The sequence below is a fragment of the Methanocorpusculum sp. GPch4 genome, from assembly GCF_012062385.1.
Lineage (GTDB): Archaea > Halobacteriota > Methanomicrobia > Methanomicrobiales > Methanocorpusculaceae > Methanocorpusculum > Methanocorpusculum parvum.
The window spans coordinates 1-16,101 of the sequence record NZ_SIJA01000067.1 but is presented as its reverse complement, the minus strand read 5'-3'; the positions used below and the strand labels follow the sequence as shown (position 1 = coordinate 16,101).

Here is a 16,101-nt window from a genome sequence, read left to right as displayed (position 1 = left end):
GCCGGATCCTTAAGACATGAACTGCCGGATCTTCAGAAAAAGCCACCCGATGAACACCTCCCAGGTCCATCGGGGTGCAGACCCCCTGAATCCCCATAGATCCACCCAAAACCATGCTCACAAAGATAAATTCAACACATCTGAAAGCCAAACATTACAAAATCATGGAACCGTTCCGGGTCAGACCCTACACTTCAGCAGATTATCCTGCCCTCTGCCGTCTCGACTCGGTGCTTTTCGAGGGAATGGGGGGGCATATCCTCTTCCGCCACATCGAAGAACTGTTCCCGGATCTGTTTTTTGTGGCAGAAAGAACAGATACGCAGGAGATCGTCGGCTATATCCTCGGAGGGATCCACTTTAACGATCCAAAAGTCGGCAAACTCATTCGAATCGGCGTCAAAAGCGACTTTCGAAGAATAGAAGCAGGCACCCGGCTCACAACCAGGCTTTTTTCCGAGCTGCGAAAACACGGTGTGAATAAAGTCCACCTCACGGTGGCAGATACAAACAGCGCTGCGGTATCCTTCTATCTGAAAAACGGATTTTCCATCAAAAAGAGAGAAGAGAACTATTTCTACCCTGACATATCCAGGCTCATTCTGGAAAAAGATCTTTAAAATTCCATCAGCGGCAGAAACGGCGCGATCTCTTCTGACGTAACCAGCGATCTGAAATCGCTGACACCGGCAAACGGTCTGCCTGCAGCAACTTTCTGCGCAAGTTTCTTAGAGATGCCGGGGATCCATTTGAGTGCTGAAGCAGGCAGTGTATTGATCTGTATCGGGACCGGCAGGGCAGTTAGACTGCGTGCGCCATAGGAAACGACCGCAGTATTCAGAAGAGTTCCGCAGGAAAGCTGCTGCGGGATCCCGATAAGGATAGGATACGTCCCCATCTGACGGCCGAAAGAAACCGGACCCGTGACTTCGACAAGAACATTGGACAGGACGGTCCCTGGGGGAAACACCCTTTCGAGCATAATAGTATCAAACGTGCTTCTGACATCATCCTTGAACTGATGGAAGAGTTTGTCATGCATGCCAAGACAGTTGTTCTCATAAGCGCGGGTCCCTTCAAAAGGCATGAGCTGGCGGATGTTCACTCTCCTGACAAGCAGACCTGATGCCAGGATCCTGTCCAGAAATGCTTTGTTCAGCGCAAAGGTTTCCGCAGTCTCGCCGGCAAGTCCCCCGATAAAGTTAAGACCTGGTAAAAGTTCAGGGATTCCGTTTCTTCGAACGGCGCCCACCTCATTGACGATCTCGACAGCGCGGAAAATCATTTCAGGCGAACCTTTCAGATTGTTTGCCTCGATCACGACAGGATCGGCCGACTCAACGCCGAATGCCGCGATGTCCCCTTCGGTATGTCCCTCCACGATCGCCAAAAGAGCTTCTCTGGAAGCCTCTTCGTGGCGTGCGATCGTCCCGGGGTTGATGTTGTCGATATGCAGCGTCAAAAGATCAGGAGCAGCTTTGCGGATGCCGGTAAAAAGCGCACGAAGTTTGTCGGGCTCGGGTCGCGGATACTCGGTGCCCGACGTCCCGTATGCAAGCAGATCAGGCTGACGGCCAAGCCGGAAATGCCGGGCTCCCGCCTGTGCGAGTGCAGAAACTTCACGCCATACTCCGGCAGCCTCGCGCATACGCGGCATCCCGTACAGCGGTTCAGTACAAAAGGAACAGCCGCCCGTTATGCACCGGAAACACCCCTTGGCTGTCTCAAGTTCGCACATGACATGGGGGAAAAACGGATGCTGGCTAATGATATCAGCGCCGAGGACTGCCCATCTGTCATACTCAGGATACGAAAGGATACCATCCGGCTCTCCGCCCGAGAGATATGCATCGAGAGCAGCAGAAGGTTCCCCCTTCAGCATTGCCGTCCATCCGGAAACAGCCTCTTTTACTGCCCGCGCCCCTCCCTGCGGCGAGTAGCCAAACCCAATCGGGCCGCCAAGAAGAGAGACCGACCGGCCGCGCAGCATGAAGCCGATCTGCTGGAGTTCGGAAAGCGTGGCCGGCGTTCCGGACAGATACTTCCCGGGGACCGTGACGCCTGCGATCATAACGACAACGGATGCCTCCCGCAGTTTTGGAACAGACAGAGGATCTTTGCGCAGTTCGTCGATTGTCACATACCTGACAGAGTAGCCGTGCTCCTTCAATACACCCGCAGTTGTCCTGATGTAGGGAGAGATATACGGGGGAACGCCCAGGCATGCAGGTTCATCCACATACCCGTCTATGATCACCGCATCAGACATCATGACCAGCCAGTTTGAGAAGTTTGCGGGCGATCATCAGTTTTCCGTGTTTCACCGGATCGACATTGGCATCATCAAGATCAAAGCCGATAAGCTCAACGGACGCAGCTCCAAGCTCATGCGCCGCAAACACACACCGGTCGCCGTCGGAGAATCCGCCGAAGTTATAGACATTGGCAAGGGGCGTGCTCTGTGTTGTCCCGACCACCGGGCCGCGAACCTTCGGGACCCAGGACTGAACAAGCGGAATGTTGTCCCCGTGCGCATGCAGAACCAGAATGGTGCCGGCATCGTTCATGGTCAAAAAATCATCATCCATCCCGTCGATATCCGAGAGGATGATCTCCGGCCGGATGCCCCGAAGAAAAAGTACACGGGCCGCTGCATCTGCCGCAATCACAACTTTTCCTGTGAGATCCGCAGTTTTCAGATCGAGAGGGAGCGACGGAGCGTTTCCGCAGACGATACAATCCTTCCCGCGAATCGTATCCTTCAGAAGTGCAATATCGTTCCTTGGCAAAAGTGCCGAAAGAAGCTCAGCCGAACGTTCATCATCCTCACGGGAGAAGCCGAAGTATGCAAGGATCCGAAGATAACAGGGTTCCCAGTCTTCAGGTTTCATCTCCCTCAGCCTCGGATATACCAACGATCTTCATGAAATTGGAAAGGATCGGGTCGATGACCATAGAAAGGAGCTCCTCTTTATCTTTGACTAGGGAAAACGCGTTCAGCGGGATGGAAAGAGCCGCCATTGTCGCATGCCCGCCGGCTGAAGCGCCAGGGATCCTGGCAAAAGCATCCTTCATCACGTCGCCGACATGCAGACGGATGTCTTTGTTTCTGGCAGAAAGGGTGATGTGGGTATCGGTGATACCATACACCATGGAAGTTGTGACCCCTTCGAGCGTCAGGAGCATATCTGCAGCCTGCGGGATGGCATCCCTGTTTCTGACATAACCGACGTTGGAGAAGAGATACCCGTGCTTTACCTCGCGGTTCTGTATCGCATTGCCCAAAACATCGAGCGTCTCCTGAGAAAGCGACGGGGCCATGATGATCTCTAGGAGAGCGCGGTCTGCGTGAGGAAGAAGGAAGGCCGCATTATACAGATCCTGAGATGAGATATTTCGCTGGAACTCGTGGGTGTCTGCGCGGATCCCGTAGAAAAGAGCGGTCGCCACTTTCGTGTCGATCGGGAGATACAGCTCCTGGAGATACTGCGTGAGAACGGATGCCGTTGCTCCGGCATCGGGCCTCGATTCAAGGAATTCGGGTTTATACTCCCTTGCCACACCCTCAGCGCTGTGGTGATCCACGATGATATTGATCTTGGTGTTTGCCGGCAGATCGTTGTTCATTCCAGGCGCAACACAGTCCACGAGCGCCAGGTAGTCACACTCAGCAAGGATCTCTTTGGTGAGATGCTCCATTTTGATCTCAAGGAGGTTGACAAACGCACGATTTTCCTGATGGCCGATATTTCCCTCGTAAAGGATCCGGGTCGCAAGTTTGCCTTTCGAGGCATCGTGAGCGATCACGGACAGCGCCATAGCGCTGGAGATCGCGTCCGGATCAGGATTTTTATGCGTGATGATGCCAAGCGTGCCGGACCATGAAGAAAGAAGAGAGTAAAGTTTCTGGGCATTTCTCGATGCGATGAGATTTGCCATATGGTTTACGGCAGACTTGGCCACGACCTTCTGCGGATACAGAACAACATCGGCGCCGTTGTCGGCAAGCTGATCGGTAGAAAAGAGGTCAACGGCGCGGGCGATGATATTTGCATTCGGATATGCCTTTCTGATGTTCTGAACTGCGGCCAGATTTGCATCCTTGTCGGATGAAAGAACAAATACGACTTCCGGTTCAGGAAGTTTCGTAAGGATCAGCGGATCGCTGATGTCGCCGACGGTTGCCTGATGCCTGCGGTCCCGCAGATCATCGATGCGTTTTTCATCAGAATCAACGATCAGAATGTTGTCATTTGACTCGCTGAGTTCTTCAAGTACGTTATACCCAATGCTGCCGCATCCCAGAATGAGATATTTTATTTGTTTATTTTTATTTTTCTGGGATACGGTCTGAGTCCCATCAGTCTCAACCATACGTATCTTATTAGTATCGGCTGGTTATTAAGGATATGGAGATTGAACTGCAGCAGAAATATCATAAGAAAATCTATAAATATTCCCATGACGTATCTAATTAGGTCAAACGACACAAGAACAAGGGCCTATAGCTTAGTCAGGAATAGCGACGGACTCTTAATCCGTAGGTCAGGGGTTCAAATCCCTTTAGGCCCGCTTTGTTTTTTTAAGATTTTTTTATACAATTCGACTGATTATTTCACATCAGTGTCTAAAATGAGGCAACGATTTGCGCCGTAAAAAAATTCAGTTCAAGTGATCTGAGAAAAAATATATGGAATCCTATTTCTTTTTAGGATCGGCTTTTCTCTTTGACATGGAAGGAAGATCCAGCATATACTTGCCGTCATCCCCCATGCCTATGATGATATCCTGAGATTCAGCCAGCCGTTCGAGATTCAGTTCATACGTCCCTTTGCTGACGATCCTGACACTCTCGACACGCTCTAAAATATCAGTCGGGCGGGTGGCCGGACCCTGGTGTTTTACTTCGAGCACTTCCTGCTTCGTTTCCTCAGCGATCTTTTCAATAGACTTCTCCTCCAACACATCCGCATTTTTTACACGGTCACTTACGTAGAGGAATTTTTTGCCGCCGCAACTCGGACATCCGCGAAGGATCTCGACCGATCCGTCACGAAACTCGCGTCCACATTTTGTACATTTATGCGGCATAGATTACTGTGCTGCCGAGGCCCATGCAATAAGTCTGTCTTTTTCCCGGGATAGCATTTTCAGCTGATCGACCGGGCCGATGACCATCAGACGCGGAGCATTGCTCTTCTTTCCGAATACCTTCGTAAAGAATCCTTTGTCACCGCCCATCGAGGGATATGTCTCGATCTCGATCCCGGAAAAGCCGCCTGGGGTGATCTCCATCATGGTCGTCTCGAGTAGTTTCCCCTGCTCCTCCGGAGTGAGACCCTGCTCGAGGACGACGACACTGCCCTGACGGACATCATCCAGGATCAGCCGTATCTTTTCATACGACGTCATCTTGGAAAGACGCTCTGCAGACAGCATATCAATCTGAACTCCCTGAATCATCTACCTCACCTGAAAACCTCGGAGATCTTCGCGTAAAGCTCTTCCATGTTGTTGCCCTCAAGACCGGAGATCTGGACCACCGGGTGCTGGGGGAACGCGCTCTTGATCCGCTGCGGAGATGCGTCCGGCAGATCGATCTTGTTTGCAACGATGATCACCGGCAGTTTCCGCGATTCGATGATACCCACCATCATGATGTTCACATGCATGAACGGGTCCTGGGTACTGTCGAGGACATAGATCACGCCGTCGATATCTTCACGCAGCCAGTGCATTGCTTCGGCAACACCTTCAGTTGCTTCACGGGCACGGGCCACGGCTTCGTCCTGATCCATACCATATTCCAGAAACTCGTGATAATCGATCTTCGTTGTGACACCGGGAGTGTCAACGATATCGATGAGCAGTTTGCTGCTTCCCGAATTGATCTCAACGCCCTCCTTTCTTCTTGCACGACGGGTCTCATGAGGGATCTCACTGACAGGACCGACAGCTTCACCGGTCACATCGCGAACTATACGGTTGGCAAGTGTGGTTTTACCCGCATTCGGGGGGCCGTAGATACCCACCCGCGAACGTTTTTTGCCAAACAGCTTTCCGAAAAAGCTTCTGAGACGAGGAAATGCTACCATTAAAACACCTAAATTGGATTATGTAGTATATTCCCCTTTACTGAGATATAAACCTCATGCTATGACCCGGAGAAATATCGACAGAACATTACGGCCGGATCCGGACCCGTCTCCCTTATACCTTGCAATGCCTTCATAGATCTTTACTGTGAATGGATGTTCCGAAAAATATTTATCAGGAATGGACAAATATCTGCATTCCGTTCACGAATTTTTCCTGCGATGGAAAAAAGATACTCGTATCATAAGCCTATTAAGTCATGACAGAGCATTAACTCATTATACCACCTTAGCGTTGGTAAAAACATGACATCACCAGCAAAACAATCCAAAACAAAAAAGAACAGCGTTCTTGATATCGCAAGTCTGAATGTCATCTCGGTACCTCCCACCATGAGGATAATCGAGGGGATCCAGATGATGAGCCGGCACAACTTTCGTCGCCTGCCGATCACCGATCCCGGAACCAAGAAACTGATTGGGATTGTAACGATCACTGATGTTATCGACATGATGGGAGGAGGCAGCAGATACAACCTTATTGCAAACAAGCATAAAGGAAATCTTCTGGCCGCCTTGAATGAAAGCCTGCGGGAGATCGCCACCGAAAGTGTGACCGGTTTTTCACCGGCAACGACCATCAAAGAAGCAGCCTCCATCCTTCTGGAAACAGGACACGGCGGTTTTCCCATTCTCAACCCCGACACAACACTCGCAGGGATCGTCACCGAATACGATCTGATGCGGATGCTTGCCGGGAAAGAATCGGATCTGGTGGTCGACGAGATCATGACCGCATGCCCAAAGAAGGTTGCACCCGATCTGCCTCTCAGTCATGTTACAAAACAGATCGTTGACGACGGATACCGGCGTCTTCCCGTGGTTAAAGACGGGATACTGCTCGGTATGATCACAGCGACGGACATTATGGGCTATCTTGGAAAAGGCAGGGTCTTTTCCGAGATGCAGACAGGGACAGTTGATGAGGTCCTCAGCCTCCCCGTCCGCGATATCATGACTGCAGCCGACATCAGAACGGTCTCGACCGACATGCCGATCAACGCAGTAGCAAAAGAGATGCTGAACCGCGGGATCGGAGCATTCCCCGTTATGGACGGAGGACGGCTCAGCGGGATTGTGACCGAATTCGACCTGGTAAAAGCGCTGACTGGAACGATGTAAACCATTTCACCGGATGACGTCTGAAAACAGATGCAGATGATTCATCTGGTGGATACCCGAAAACATCCTCTGCAGGCGGATGACTGCGGAGAGAGATGATGTTTTCTGCCACGCGATTGAATACACTCTTCAAAGAGGAGGAAGCAAACATGAACCAGAAACTAACCGTAAAAGACGTAATGTCCAAGCCCGTTTCGATTGCAAAATCTGCACTGATCCCGGAAGCCCTTTCAAAGATGCTTGGCGAAGGAATTGATCCGATCGTTGTAACAAACGACCGTGTTGTCGTGGGGACAGCCTCCCGCCGGACCATCGCAGAAAAGATGGGAAGTAAAAAGACCGGCAATATCCCGGCATCCCAGATTCGTGTTGCAAGCGTTACGAAAGAGGACTTCACCTCGGTTTATCAGGATCAGGACGCCGAACTGCTCGTCCCGCTTCTCCAAAGATACAAGATCGTCATTGTTTGGGATGAAGAACACCGGCTTATCGGCCAGGTCACCAAAGGCGATCTGTTAAGACACATGATACCCGAAGGTCCGCTTGATACATTGACAGAGATCGCGCCGCGTATCACGCCGGACGACCGCCTCGTCCAGCTTCACCGCAGAATGGCAAACAACGGCGCGACCCGGTTTATTGTGATGGACGGAAACAAGTCCGTCGGCATCGTCACTGAGACGGATATTGCCAAAGTTCTCGTAAAACTGAAAAGCGAGATCGACAAACACTTCGACAACGCTCTCCGAAACGTAACGGCAGGCGACATCATGTCAACACCCCTCGTTACTACGCAGATAAATACACCTGTCTCCAAAGTAGTGGATATGATGCTTGCCAAAAATATCAGCACCATTCCGGTCGCTGAAGGCGAAAAGGTCATCGGGTTCATCACCAGAAAATCCCTGGTCAATGCACTCTGACCACACTCTTTTTTTATATAATATTTGACATTACAGAATTTCCAGACAGGCAAATCACCTTTACCTCACATCAAAATCCAGAAAAGAGGATATCTCCAGCGCGTAAATCCTATTAGCTCTCACACCAAACAACTGGATACCCAGCCCTGAAAAAGGGAGAAACATACTTCTCAGGAACCACCATGAACCCGGAAGAAAAAGAATACGATCCCGCCGGCCTGACCGGAAAGCTGCCCGCAGTTCTCTGGAACGACGGAAACATCACAAAGATCAGCGACACGGCAGCGCGGGAAGAGGAGATCGTCCTGCATCTCAACGACCGCGAGTATTTACACATTGTCACAAGCCGCGATATGCTTAGAGAATTCGGCGCAGGATTTTTCATCGCAGCCGGGATCGCAAAAAAGATCATCTCGGTCGAGGTCACCGATAGAGACGTGTTTGTGGAAGCCGAAGTTTTTCCCGGAACCGGGCCGCGTGAAGGGTTTGCTCCTGCGGAAAAAAAAGGTCATGTCGATTCGGATCTGCTCCTCGCTCCAGCGGAGATCTTCGCTGTTCGGGGTGCTCTGGACGACTCTGGTGTATGATCCGATCGCCCACTGGCTGTGGGGAGGCGGCTGGCTCCAGCAGCTCGGCGCTCTCGATTTCGCCGGAGGGACGGTCGTGCATATCAGCGCAGGATTCAGCGCACTCGCTCTCGCGATCTACATCGGAAAAAGATCAGGGTTCGGTTCGTACAACTTGAACCCCCAGAACATTCCTCTTACGTTCTTTGCAGGCGGCGTGCTTCTGTTCGGCTGGATGGGGTTCAACGGAGGCAGCGCCCTTGCGGCAAGTGACCTCGCGATCCACGCGATCATGGTAACGCTGATCTCCGCGGCTGCGGGGACGATCTCATGGATGATCGCAAACTGGCGGCACGGGAAACCCAGTTCGCTCGGATTTATCTCGGGAACGATCGCCGGTCTTGGCGCGATCACGCCTGCGGCAGGATTTGTGAATATGTGGGCCGCGCTTTTAATCGGAACGGTCGCTGGGATCCTTTGTTACTATGCGCTTATCTGGCGTGTGAAGAAGGGATTCGACGAGAGTCTGGATGCCTGGTCTATCCATGGTGTCGGCGGATTCTGGGGGACCATCGCCTGCGGTATCTTTGCGACGGCGGCGGTCGGCGGGGCATCCGGTCTTATTGAGGGGAACGCCTATCTGTTTGGGATCCAGATCCTGGATGCATGCATTACCGCGGTGTTTGCATTCGGTATGACCTATCTCCTTGCCTGGGTCGTGGACAAAACGGTCGGCCTGCGGGTCTCCGAGGATGAGGAGTATATTGGTCTGGACCTCACGCTCCACGGTGAGATGGTCAGATAAGAATTTCACATACCCCCTAATCTTTTTTTCCAGACTGTATTGCCGCCTCAAAGAAACAGGAGGTTGATGTAACCATTCATCGTTCTAAAAGATATCACACACATTAACGAAACTAATATATATAAATGAAGTATAACTATGTATTCACACTGTGAACTTCGCAGTGTGTATATATTAGCCAAGTTGGCGGAGTGGTTACGCGGCTGCCTGCAGAGCAGCTCTACACCTGTTCAATTCAGGTACTTGGCTCTTCAAATAGAAGACCGAATAGTATGAATGACCGATATTTTCGCCAGATTCCCATCATAGGAGAGAAAGGACAGGATATGCTTCATGAATCAACCGTATTCCTCGCGGGAACAGGGGGACTTGGTTCACCAGTGGGATTCTATCTGTCAGCAGCAGGAATCGGTAATTTGCGGATAGCTGATTCGGACACAATTGAAATTACCAATATGAATCGCCAGATCCTGCACACAGATGAGAGGATTGGCACATCAAAAGCCGAGTCTGCAAGGAAAACGATCCTTGCACTGAACCCAGATGTCAAAGTAACAGCGTTCAATGAGTTCATAGATGAATTCTCAGCAAAATGTATGATAGGCAACGCAGACATTATCGTCGATGCTCTAGATAATTTTACGGGGAGATATGTTCTGAATGTAGTGAGCCGTGAACTTGAAATACCTCTCGTTCATGCAGCAGTAGCCGGTTTGTGCGGGCAGGCCACTTTAATAATTCCCGGGAAAACTCCATGTCTCAGTTGTATTTTCCCATCCGCAGTTACTACCAAAAAAACACCAGTCCTTGGAACTACAGCAGGCATTATAGGGTCAATAGAGGCGCAGGAAACGATCAAATATCTCACCAACACGGGTGAGACATTAGCAGGAAAGTTACTAGTGTGGGACGGTGAAATAAATAAAATGGATATATTTTCCGTAAAGCGAAGCAAAACCTGTCAGGTCTGCGGATAACCCATACTACTAGAATGAAGGAACAGATATGACCCAGAAAGAGACATCGGATAAGGAGATCAGTATGACCGGAAAGCTGCCCGCAGTTCTCTGGAACGACGGAAACATCACGAAGATCAGTGACACGGTAGCGCTGGAAGAAGAGGTCGTCCTGCATCTCAACGGCCGCGAGTTTTTACACATTGTCACAAGCCGCGATATGCTTAGAGAATTCGGCGCAGGATTTTTCATCGCAGCCGGGATCGCAAAAAAGATCATCTCAGTACAGGTCACCAACAGAGACGTGTTTGTGGAAGCGGAAGTGTTTCCCGGCACCGGGCCGCGGGAAGGGTTTGCTCCTGCGGAAAAAAAAGGTCACGTCGATTCGGATCTGCTCCTCGCTCCAGCGGAGATATTCTCCGTTCGGGGGGCTATGGACGTGGATGTCTGGAGACAGACCGGGGGTCTCCACTGCGCCGCATTATGGCATGATCACAAAATCATCGCCGTTGCAAGCGATATCGGACGGCACAATGCTGTTGACAAACTCATCGGGTTCATGACTCTGCAGGGAATACCCCCTGGAGAGTGTGTTCTTGGATGTACGGGCAGACAGCCGAAAGGCATGGTCATGAAGGCGGTGAATGCCGGGATCCCCGTGATCGTCGGAAGGACCGCGGTGACGTATCCCGGAGCGATGCTCGCAAAAGAGGAGGGTGTGACCCTCATCGGCTTCACCCGGCAAAACCGGTTCACCGTCTACTCGCATCCAAAACGCATCCGCGGATTTCCAGCAGATGAACCGGAACCCGCGGCAAAAAGCGAAGACGGGATCCTGCTTTCCGGCTGGCAGTATGATAACGGCACGATAACACGATCCGTCGATCAGGTCGTCTCCGAGGATATGGTGACCCTGTATCTGAACGGCGAAAAATATCTGGACAACACGGCAACGCCCGAGTTCCTCGCAGAACTTGGCGCAGGATTTTTTATCGCGGCAGGGATCACCAAAACGATCCGCTCGATTGAGGTCAGAGGGAGGGATATCTTTGTCGAGGCGGAAGAGACCGCCCAGGTATGCGGAAAAATGGAGTCGGCGGGCGGCTTTTGTCCCCGCGAGTCCGAAAGTAACGTAAAGGGCGGCGTCCTGATAACGCCTGAGGAGATATTTGCCGTTCGCAAAACTATCAACACCGAGCAGTGGGACAAGACCGGAGCTCTGCACTGTGCAGTCTTATATTATCAGGGAAAAGTGATCTTCTATGCTAACGACATCGGCAGACACAACGCGGTCGACAAAGTCATCGGCTATATGACGATACATCAGCTGCCGCCTTGTGAATGCATTCTCGGATGTACCGGCAGGATGCCGCAGGGGATGGTCGCCAAAGCGGCAAATGCCGGCATACCGATTATCATATCGCGGGCAGCGGCGACGATCGCCGGAGCGGCTCTTGCCGAAAGATCCGGGATCACGCTCATCTGCTTCACCCGGCCGCCCAGATTCACTGTCTACTCGCACCCGGAACGGATCACCGGACTTTGGCAGAAAAACACTACCTGAACCGCATTTTTCCGATATTTCCGGATGGAGTATTTCATTCGGTCCGAATCATCGGCGTACACAATCAGATGCTATTTATTCCCTCACGGAAAACAAATACATCATGACCCTTACGCCAAAAGATGCACTTCTGCGATATCATCTCGCCGAGCGGCTCAAACTCGACATCATGATGATCGCCCACCAGTTCGTAACGATCCCCTCGCTGAAAAAAGAGGAGAAAGCCGGCGCAAAAACCATTCTGATCGCGTTGACCGATGTTCTCGCAAGCGACTGCGAAGCCGCGGCAAAAATGACCGGAGCGGAAGAGTTCAATCAGGCGGCTGCCGTTTTGCTCGCGGTCATCGGCCTTGCCGAATCGAACCAGTTCGGTCTTGCGTCCGACAAAGCAGGCGAGGCAATGACCCCGATAACAACCGTTGCCGCCGGCGCATATGCGGTTTTGAACGAACATGGACTTATCTGAATTCCAGAATTTTCTTGCGGCCCGCTACTCGGTCCGCGAGTACGAAACCGACTGTCTCACCGAAGAAGAGAAGGACTATCTTCTCCAGGCCGCATCATCCGCTCCGTCTGCCGGAAATCTGGAGGCATGGGACCTCGTCATCGTCACGGACGCCGGCCAGCTCGAACTTCTCGGAGACGCTGCCGGAAACCAGCATCAGATCCCGGACGCAGGATCGGCTCTTGTCGTCTGCGCAAATTACATCAGATCGATGTCAAGGTATGCTGACAGAGGCATCCTCTTCGCCGTCCAGGATGCCACGATCGCCGCCACCTACATGATGCTTGCAGCCCATGCTCTTCGCCTGCACACCTGCTGGATCGGCGCATTCGACGAAGAGGAGGTCAAAGGAGCCCTGGATCTGCCCCCGCATATCCGGCCTGTCGCGATCCTTTCGATCGGCAGAGGAATGCCGCCCGAGTCTCATCCTGAAAGGATGGACCCAGAAGGCCACGTCCATTACGACATCTGGTAAGACATCCCTTCTTTTTTTATTCTGCAGAGCGCCGCAGGATATACTTTCCAATTCCAACACGCTCATGTATCTTCACAGCCAATAGCTATTCAACAATGAAGTATGGAGTATCCGTTCAAAACATGATGAGTCTCATGGCATCACGCATCGATGCCATCGCTCAGAAGATCTCTTCAGATCAGGTGGATGCATTTCTCGATGCGGTCCTTACTGCAGAGCGTATCTATGTGATGGGAGCAGGAAGATCCGGACTGGTTGCCAAATCCTTTGCGATGCGTCTGATGCACACAGGATTCACCGCCTATGTCGTTGGCGAGACCATCACCCCGGCGATCGGTGAAGATGATCTGATCGTTGCCTTTTCCGGATCGGGAAACACAAAAACCATCGGGGATATCGCAGAGACCGCAAAAGGTCTTGGCGCGAAGGTCGCTTTGATCTCATCCAATCCGCAGTCGCGTATCGGCCATATCGCAGACTATGTCATTGAGATAGAGACCCAGCGTGATCCGGTCACCTGCGATGCCCATGAGTATGAGATCCGTCAGATGCTTGGCGAGCACCGGTCCTTTGCCCCGCTTGGAACCATCTTCGAGACCTCTTCGCTGATGTTCGGGGACGCCGTCATCTCGACCTTGATGGATATGAAAAAGATCGAAGAAGCCGATCTGAAACGCCGGCACACCAATATCGAGTAGTATGACAGAGTTTGCATCACGCGTAAAAGCCATCGATATCTCAGGTATCAGAAAGATGTTCGAGTCGGCGGCTCCCGGATCCATCAATATGGGTCTCGGCCAGCCGGATTTCGACACGCCGGAGAACATCAAAAATGCCGCGGTCAAAGCGATCGCAGAGGGAAAAACCGGATACACAAACAATGCAGGCATCGATGAGCTCCGCGCCGCAGTAGCGAGAAAACTCAAATCGGAAAACGGGCTCTCTTACGAAGCTGCTGATATCCTTATCACCGCAGGCGGCTCGGGCGCACTGCACGCAGCCATCTTCTCACTCGTCGAGAACGGACAGAAGGTCGTGTTCAATAACCCGGGTTTTGTATCCTACGGTTCGCTTGCGACGCTCGCGGGGGGAATTCCCGATCCGGTCGCCCTGAAACCCGATCTCCATCTGGATGTCGAGGCGCTGAAAGAGCACTTCTCCGACAAAAATACCAAAGTCATGGTCTTAAACAGCCCGGCAAATCCCACCGGCGCGGTCGAGACGAAAGAGACGATAAAAGCGGTTGTCGAGTCTGCGGCTGATTACGGGGTCACTGTCCTGTCGGACGAAGTGTACGAGAAGTTCTGTTACGGAGACACGGAGTTTGTCAGTGCAGGAACGTTCGGCGACAACGTTGTCACGATCAACGCAGCAAGCAAGACCTATGCGATGACCGGCTGGCGTATCGGATTTATGGCAGCTTCACGGGAGATCATCGATCAGGCGGTCAAGATCCAGCAGTACTCGCTTGCCTGCCCAACCTCGATCGCCCAGTATGCGGCGCTCGAGGCATACACCGGGGATCAGTCCTCGATAGGTGTAATGAAGAAGGAATATGAAGCACGCAGGAATCTCCTTATCGGCGGACTTCGGGAGATGGGGATCTCCGTGGATATGCCGGAAGGAGCATTCTACGCGTTCCCGAAACTTGAACCCGACACGGTCATGAAGATCGTGGCGGCGGGCGTGATCATCACGCCGGGAGCTGCATTCGGCTCGAAAGGTGTCGGATACGCACGTATGAGCTATGCAACGTCCCAGGAAAATATAAGAATCGCTCTTGACAGAATACGAACGGTCGTGAAATAAATGGAACTTACCGAAATCAATACATTACTTGAAAAACTCTCGAACGCACACGGCATTTCCAGCCGGGAATCGGAGATTGCAAAGATCATCCGTGCCGAGATCGCAGATTATGTGGATGAGATCAAAACAGATAAGATGGGCAATCTGATCGCGGTGAAAAAAGGCGGCGACTTTAAGATCATGCTCGCCGCCCATATGGATGAGATCGGTCTGATGGTCCAGTTCGTGGACGATCACGGGTTCATCAGATTTGTCGCGGTCGGCGGATGGTATAATCCGGTGATGGTCGGACAAAGGGTCATTCTCCACGGAGAGAAGGGACCAATCTACGGCGTTCTCGGCAATAAACCGCCGCATGTGATGACCGAGGAGGATAAGAAGAAGCCGATCGATATGGCCGATCTGTTCATCGATGTCGGCGCTAGATCGCCCGATGAGGTCGAGGCTCTCGGCATTACGGTCGGAACTTCGGTCACGATGGACCGTGAGTATGTAAAACTTGCCGGGACCACGGTCACGGGAAAGGCGATGGACAATCGCGCCGGGTGTGCGATGCTGATCGGCGCTTTGAAGGAGATGAAGACCGCAAACACCGTCTATGCAGTGTTCACTGTGCAGGAGGAGGTCGGGCTGAAGGGAGCGAAGACGAGTTCCTACACTCTCGATCCTGACGTTGCCATCGCCACGGATGTGACGATTCCGGGAGACTCGCCGGGTGTCGAGCGGCGCAAGGCCCCCGTCTATATGGGCAAGGGACCTGTCATTGGTATGGCGTCGGCGAGCGGCCGGGGTCATCTCGCTGATCCCCGGATCGTCGACTGGCTTGTCAAGACCGGAAAGAAATATAACATCCCCTGTCAGATCGAGGTTGGAGACGGCGGCAACACAGATGCATCCGCTATCAACTTTGAACGCGGCGGGATCCCGAGCGTTCCGATGTCGGTTCCGGCACGCTATATCCACTCCCCGGTCGAGGTCATCGACTTAAAAGATCTTGAGGCGGCTATCCATCTGCTCGCAAAAGCAGTGGAAACAAAACCAAAATTCTAATTTTTTCAGCTTCTTTTTTTTTGTTTTTGACCTGAATTTGACAGTTGGCAAATATGCTCCCCCACATCTCTTTCCTTTTTTCTGATTAAGGGGTGCGGGGACGCGACTTCGGCGCGGAGCGTCCCGCGGTGGAAATATCTTATGTTCAAGGCTCGCGTTAACGTCCTGCTT

Annotated in this window: 17 protein-coding genes, 1 tRNA gene and 1 pseudogene; 13 read left to right on the top strand and 6 right to left on the bottom strand. The window is 52.0% G+C overall.

Annotated features, from left to right (window positions below):
• Positions 1-113: 113 nt before the first annotated feature.
• A complete protein-coding gene (locus tag EYA77_RS05370; RefSeq protein ID WP_042697113.1) occupies positions 114-620 on the top strand; it encodes an N-acetyltransferase in 507 nt (168 codons plus the stop codon).
• Here the strand turns inward: EYA77_RS05370 and EYA77_RS05365 are convergent.
• The 3 genes from EYA77_RS05365 to EYA77_RS05355 are packed head-to-tail and all read right to left on the bottom strand — an operon-like array spanning position 617 to position 4,374.
• Positions 617-2,272 (bottom strand): radical SAM protein, encoded by a 1,656-nt coding sequence (locus tag EYA77_RS05365; protein WP_167816115.1) that lies wholly within the window; start codon positions 2,270-2,272, stop codon positions 617-619. The two genes, EYA77_RS05370 and EYA77_RS05365, sit on opposite strands and share 4 nt — an antisense overlap.
• Positions 2,262-2,891, bottom strand: coding sequence for a 6-hydroxymethylpterin diphosphokinase MptE-like protein (locus tag EYA77_RS05360; RefSeq protein WP_042697108.1), 630 nt, complete (start codon positions 2,889-2,891; stop codon positions 2,262-2,264). The genes EYA77_RS05365 and EYA77_RS05360 overlap by 11 nt, the downstream gene beginning before the upstream one ends.
• Positions 2,881-4,374 carry a DHH family phosphoesterase gene (locus EYA77_RS05355; RefSeq protein WP_167816114.1) on the bottom strand — a complete coding sequence of 498 codons (1,494 nt, stop codon included), beginning with the start codon at positions 4,372-4,374 and terminating at the stop codon, positions 2,881-2,883. The genes EYA77_RS05360 and EYA77_RS05355 overlap by 11 nt, the downstream gene beginning before the upstream one ends.
• 124 nt (positions 4,375-4,498) lie before the next feature.
• On the opposite strand from EYA77_RS05355, the gene EYA77_RS05350 reads away from it, so the two are divergent.
• Positions 4,499-4,572 (top strand) — tRNA-Lys (locus EYA77_RS05350).
• 126 nt (positions 4,573-4,698) lie between these two features.
• Here the strand turns inward: EYA77_RS05350 and EYA77_RS05345 are convergent.
• The 3 genes from EYA77_RS05345 to EYA77_RS05335 are packed head-to-tail and all read right to left on the bottom strand — an operon-like array spanning position 4,699 to position 6,095.
• Positions 4,699-5,091 (bottom strand): Zn-ribbon domain-containing protein, encoded by a 393-nt coding sequence (locus tag EYA77_RS05345; RefSeq protein ID WP_042697101.1) that lies wholly within the window; start codon positions 5,089-5,091, stop codon positions 4,699-4,701.
• 3 nt (positions 5,092-5,094) lie between these two features.
• Positions 5,095-5,463 (bottom strand): DUF2073 domain-containing protein, encoded by a 369-nt coding sequence (locus EYA77_RS05340; RefSeq protein WP_042697098.1) that lies wholly within the window; start codon positions 5,461-5,463, stop codon positions 5,095-5,097.
• Between the two features lie 5 nt (positions 5,464-5,468).
• Positions 5,469-6,095, bottom strand: coding sequence for an Era-like GTP-binding protein (locus tag EYA77_RS05335; RefSeq protein ID WP_042697096.1), 627 nt, complete (start codon positions 6,093-6,095; stop codon positions 5,469-5,471).
• 306 nt (positions 6,096-6,401) lie between these two features.
• On the opposite strand from EYA77_RS05335, the gene EYA77_RS05330 reads away from it, so the two are divergent.
• The 11 genes and pseudogenes from EYA77_RS05330 (at position 6,402) to EYA77_RS05280 (ending at position 15,930) form a co-directional block, all read left to right on the top strand.
• Positions 6,402-7,277: a CBS domain-containing protein gene (locus EYA77_RS05330; protein WP_052319907.1), complete on the top strand. Its 876-nt coding sequence runs from the start codon at positions 6,402-6,404 to the stop codon at positions 7,275-7,277.
• A gap of 149 nt (positions 7,278-7,426) precedes the next feature.
• Positions 7,427-8,200, top strand: coding sequence for an HPP family protein (locus EYA77_RS05325; RefSeq protein ID WP_042697650.1), 774 nt, complete (start codon positions 7,427-7,429; stop codon positions 8,198-8,200).
• Positions 8,201-8,382: 182 nt separating this feature from the next.
• Positions 8,383-8,787 carry a hypothetical protein gene (locus EYA77_RS05320; RefSeq protein ID WP_167816113.1) on the top strand — a complete coding sequence of 135 codons (405 nt, stop codon included), beginning with the start codon at positions 8,383-8,385 and terminating at the stop codon, positions 8,785-8,787.
• Positions 8,753-9,571, top strand: a pseudogene (locus EYA77_RS05315) (ammonium transporter); the annotation flags it as partial. The gene EYA77_RS05320 and the pseudogene EYA77_RS05315, both read left to right, overlap by 35 nt.
• 272 nt (positions 9,572-9,843) lie before the next feature.
• On the top strand, positions 9,844-10,548 hold the full coding sequence (locus tag EYA77_RS05310) for a HesA/MoeB/ThiF family protein (protein ID WP_167816112.1): 705 nt from the start codon (positions 9,844-9,846) through the stop codon (positions 10,546-10,548).
• A gap of 28 nt (positions 10,549-10,576) precedes the next feature.
• Positions 10,577-12,091, top strand: a complete 1,515-nt coding sequence (fdhD, locus tag EYA77_RS05305) for a formate dehydrogenase accessory sulfurtransferase FdhD (protein ID WP_167816111.1) — start codon at positions 10,577-10,579, stop codon at positions 12,089-12,091.
• A 103-nt stretch (positions 12,092-12,194) separates the two neighbouring features.
• Positions 12,195-12,557, top strand: coding sequence for a hypothetical protein (locus tag EYA77_RS05300; protein WP_042697093.1), 363 nt, complete (start codon positions 12,195-12,197; stop codon positions 12,555-12,557).
• A complete protein-coding gene (locus tag EYA77_RS05295) occupies positions 12,544-13,071 on the top strand; it encodes a nitroreductase family protein (RefSeq protein WP_167816110.1) in 528 nt (175 codons plus the stop codon). The genes EYA77_RS05300 and EYA77_RS05295 overlap by 14 nt, the downstream gene beginning before the upstream one ends.
• Positions 13,072-13,166: 95 nt before the next feature.
• Positions 13,167-13,769: a 6-phospho-3-hexuloisomerase gene (hxlB, locus tag EYA77_RS05290; RefSeq protein WP_042697087.1), complete on the top strand. Its 603-nt coding sequence runs from the start codon at positions 13,167-13,169 to the stop codon at positions 13,767-13,769.
• 1 nt (position 13,770) lies between these two features.
• The gene (locus EYA77_RS05285; RefSeq protein WP_167816109.1) at positions 13,771-14,880 is read left to right on the top strand and encodes a pyridoxal phosphate-dependent aminotransferase; all 1,110 of its coding nucleotides are present in this window, start codon (positions 13,771-13,773) and stop codon (positions 14,878-14,880) included.
• Entirely contained in the window at positions 14,881-15,930 is a 1,050-nt protein-coding gene (locus EYA77_RS05280) for a M42 family metallopeptidase (protein ID WP_167816108.1), read from the top strand. It begins immediately after the preceding gene.
• The last annotated feature ends 171 nt before the right edge of the window (positions 15,931-16,101 follow it).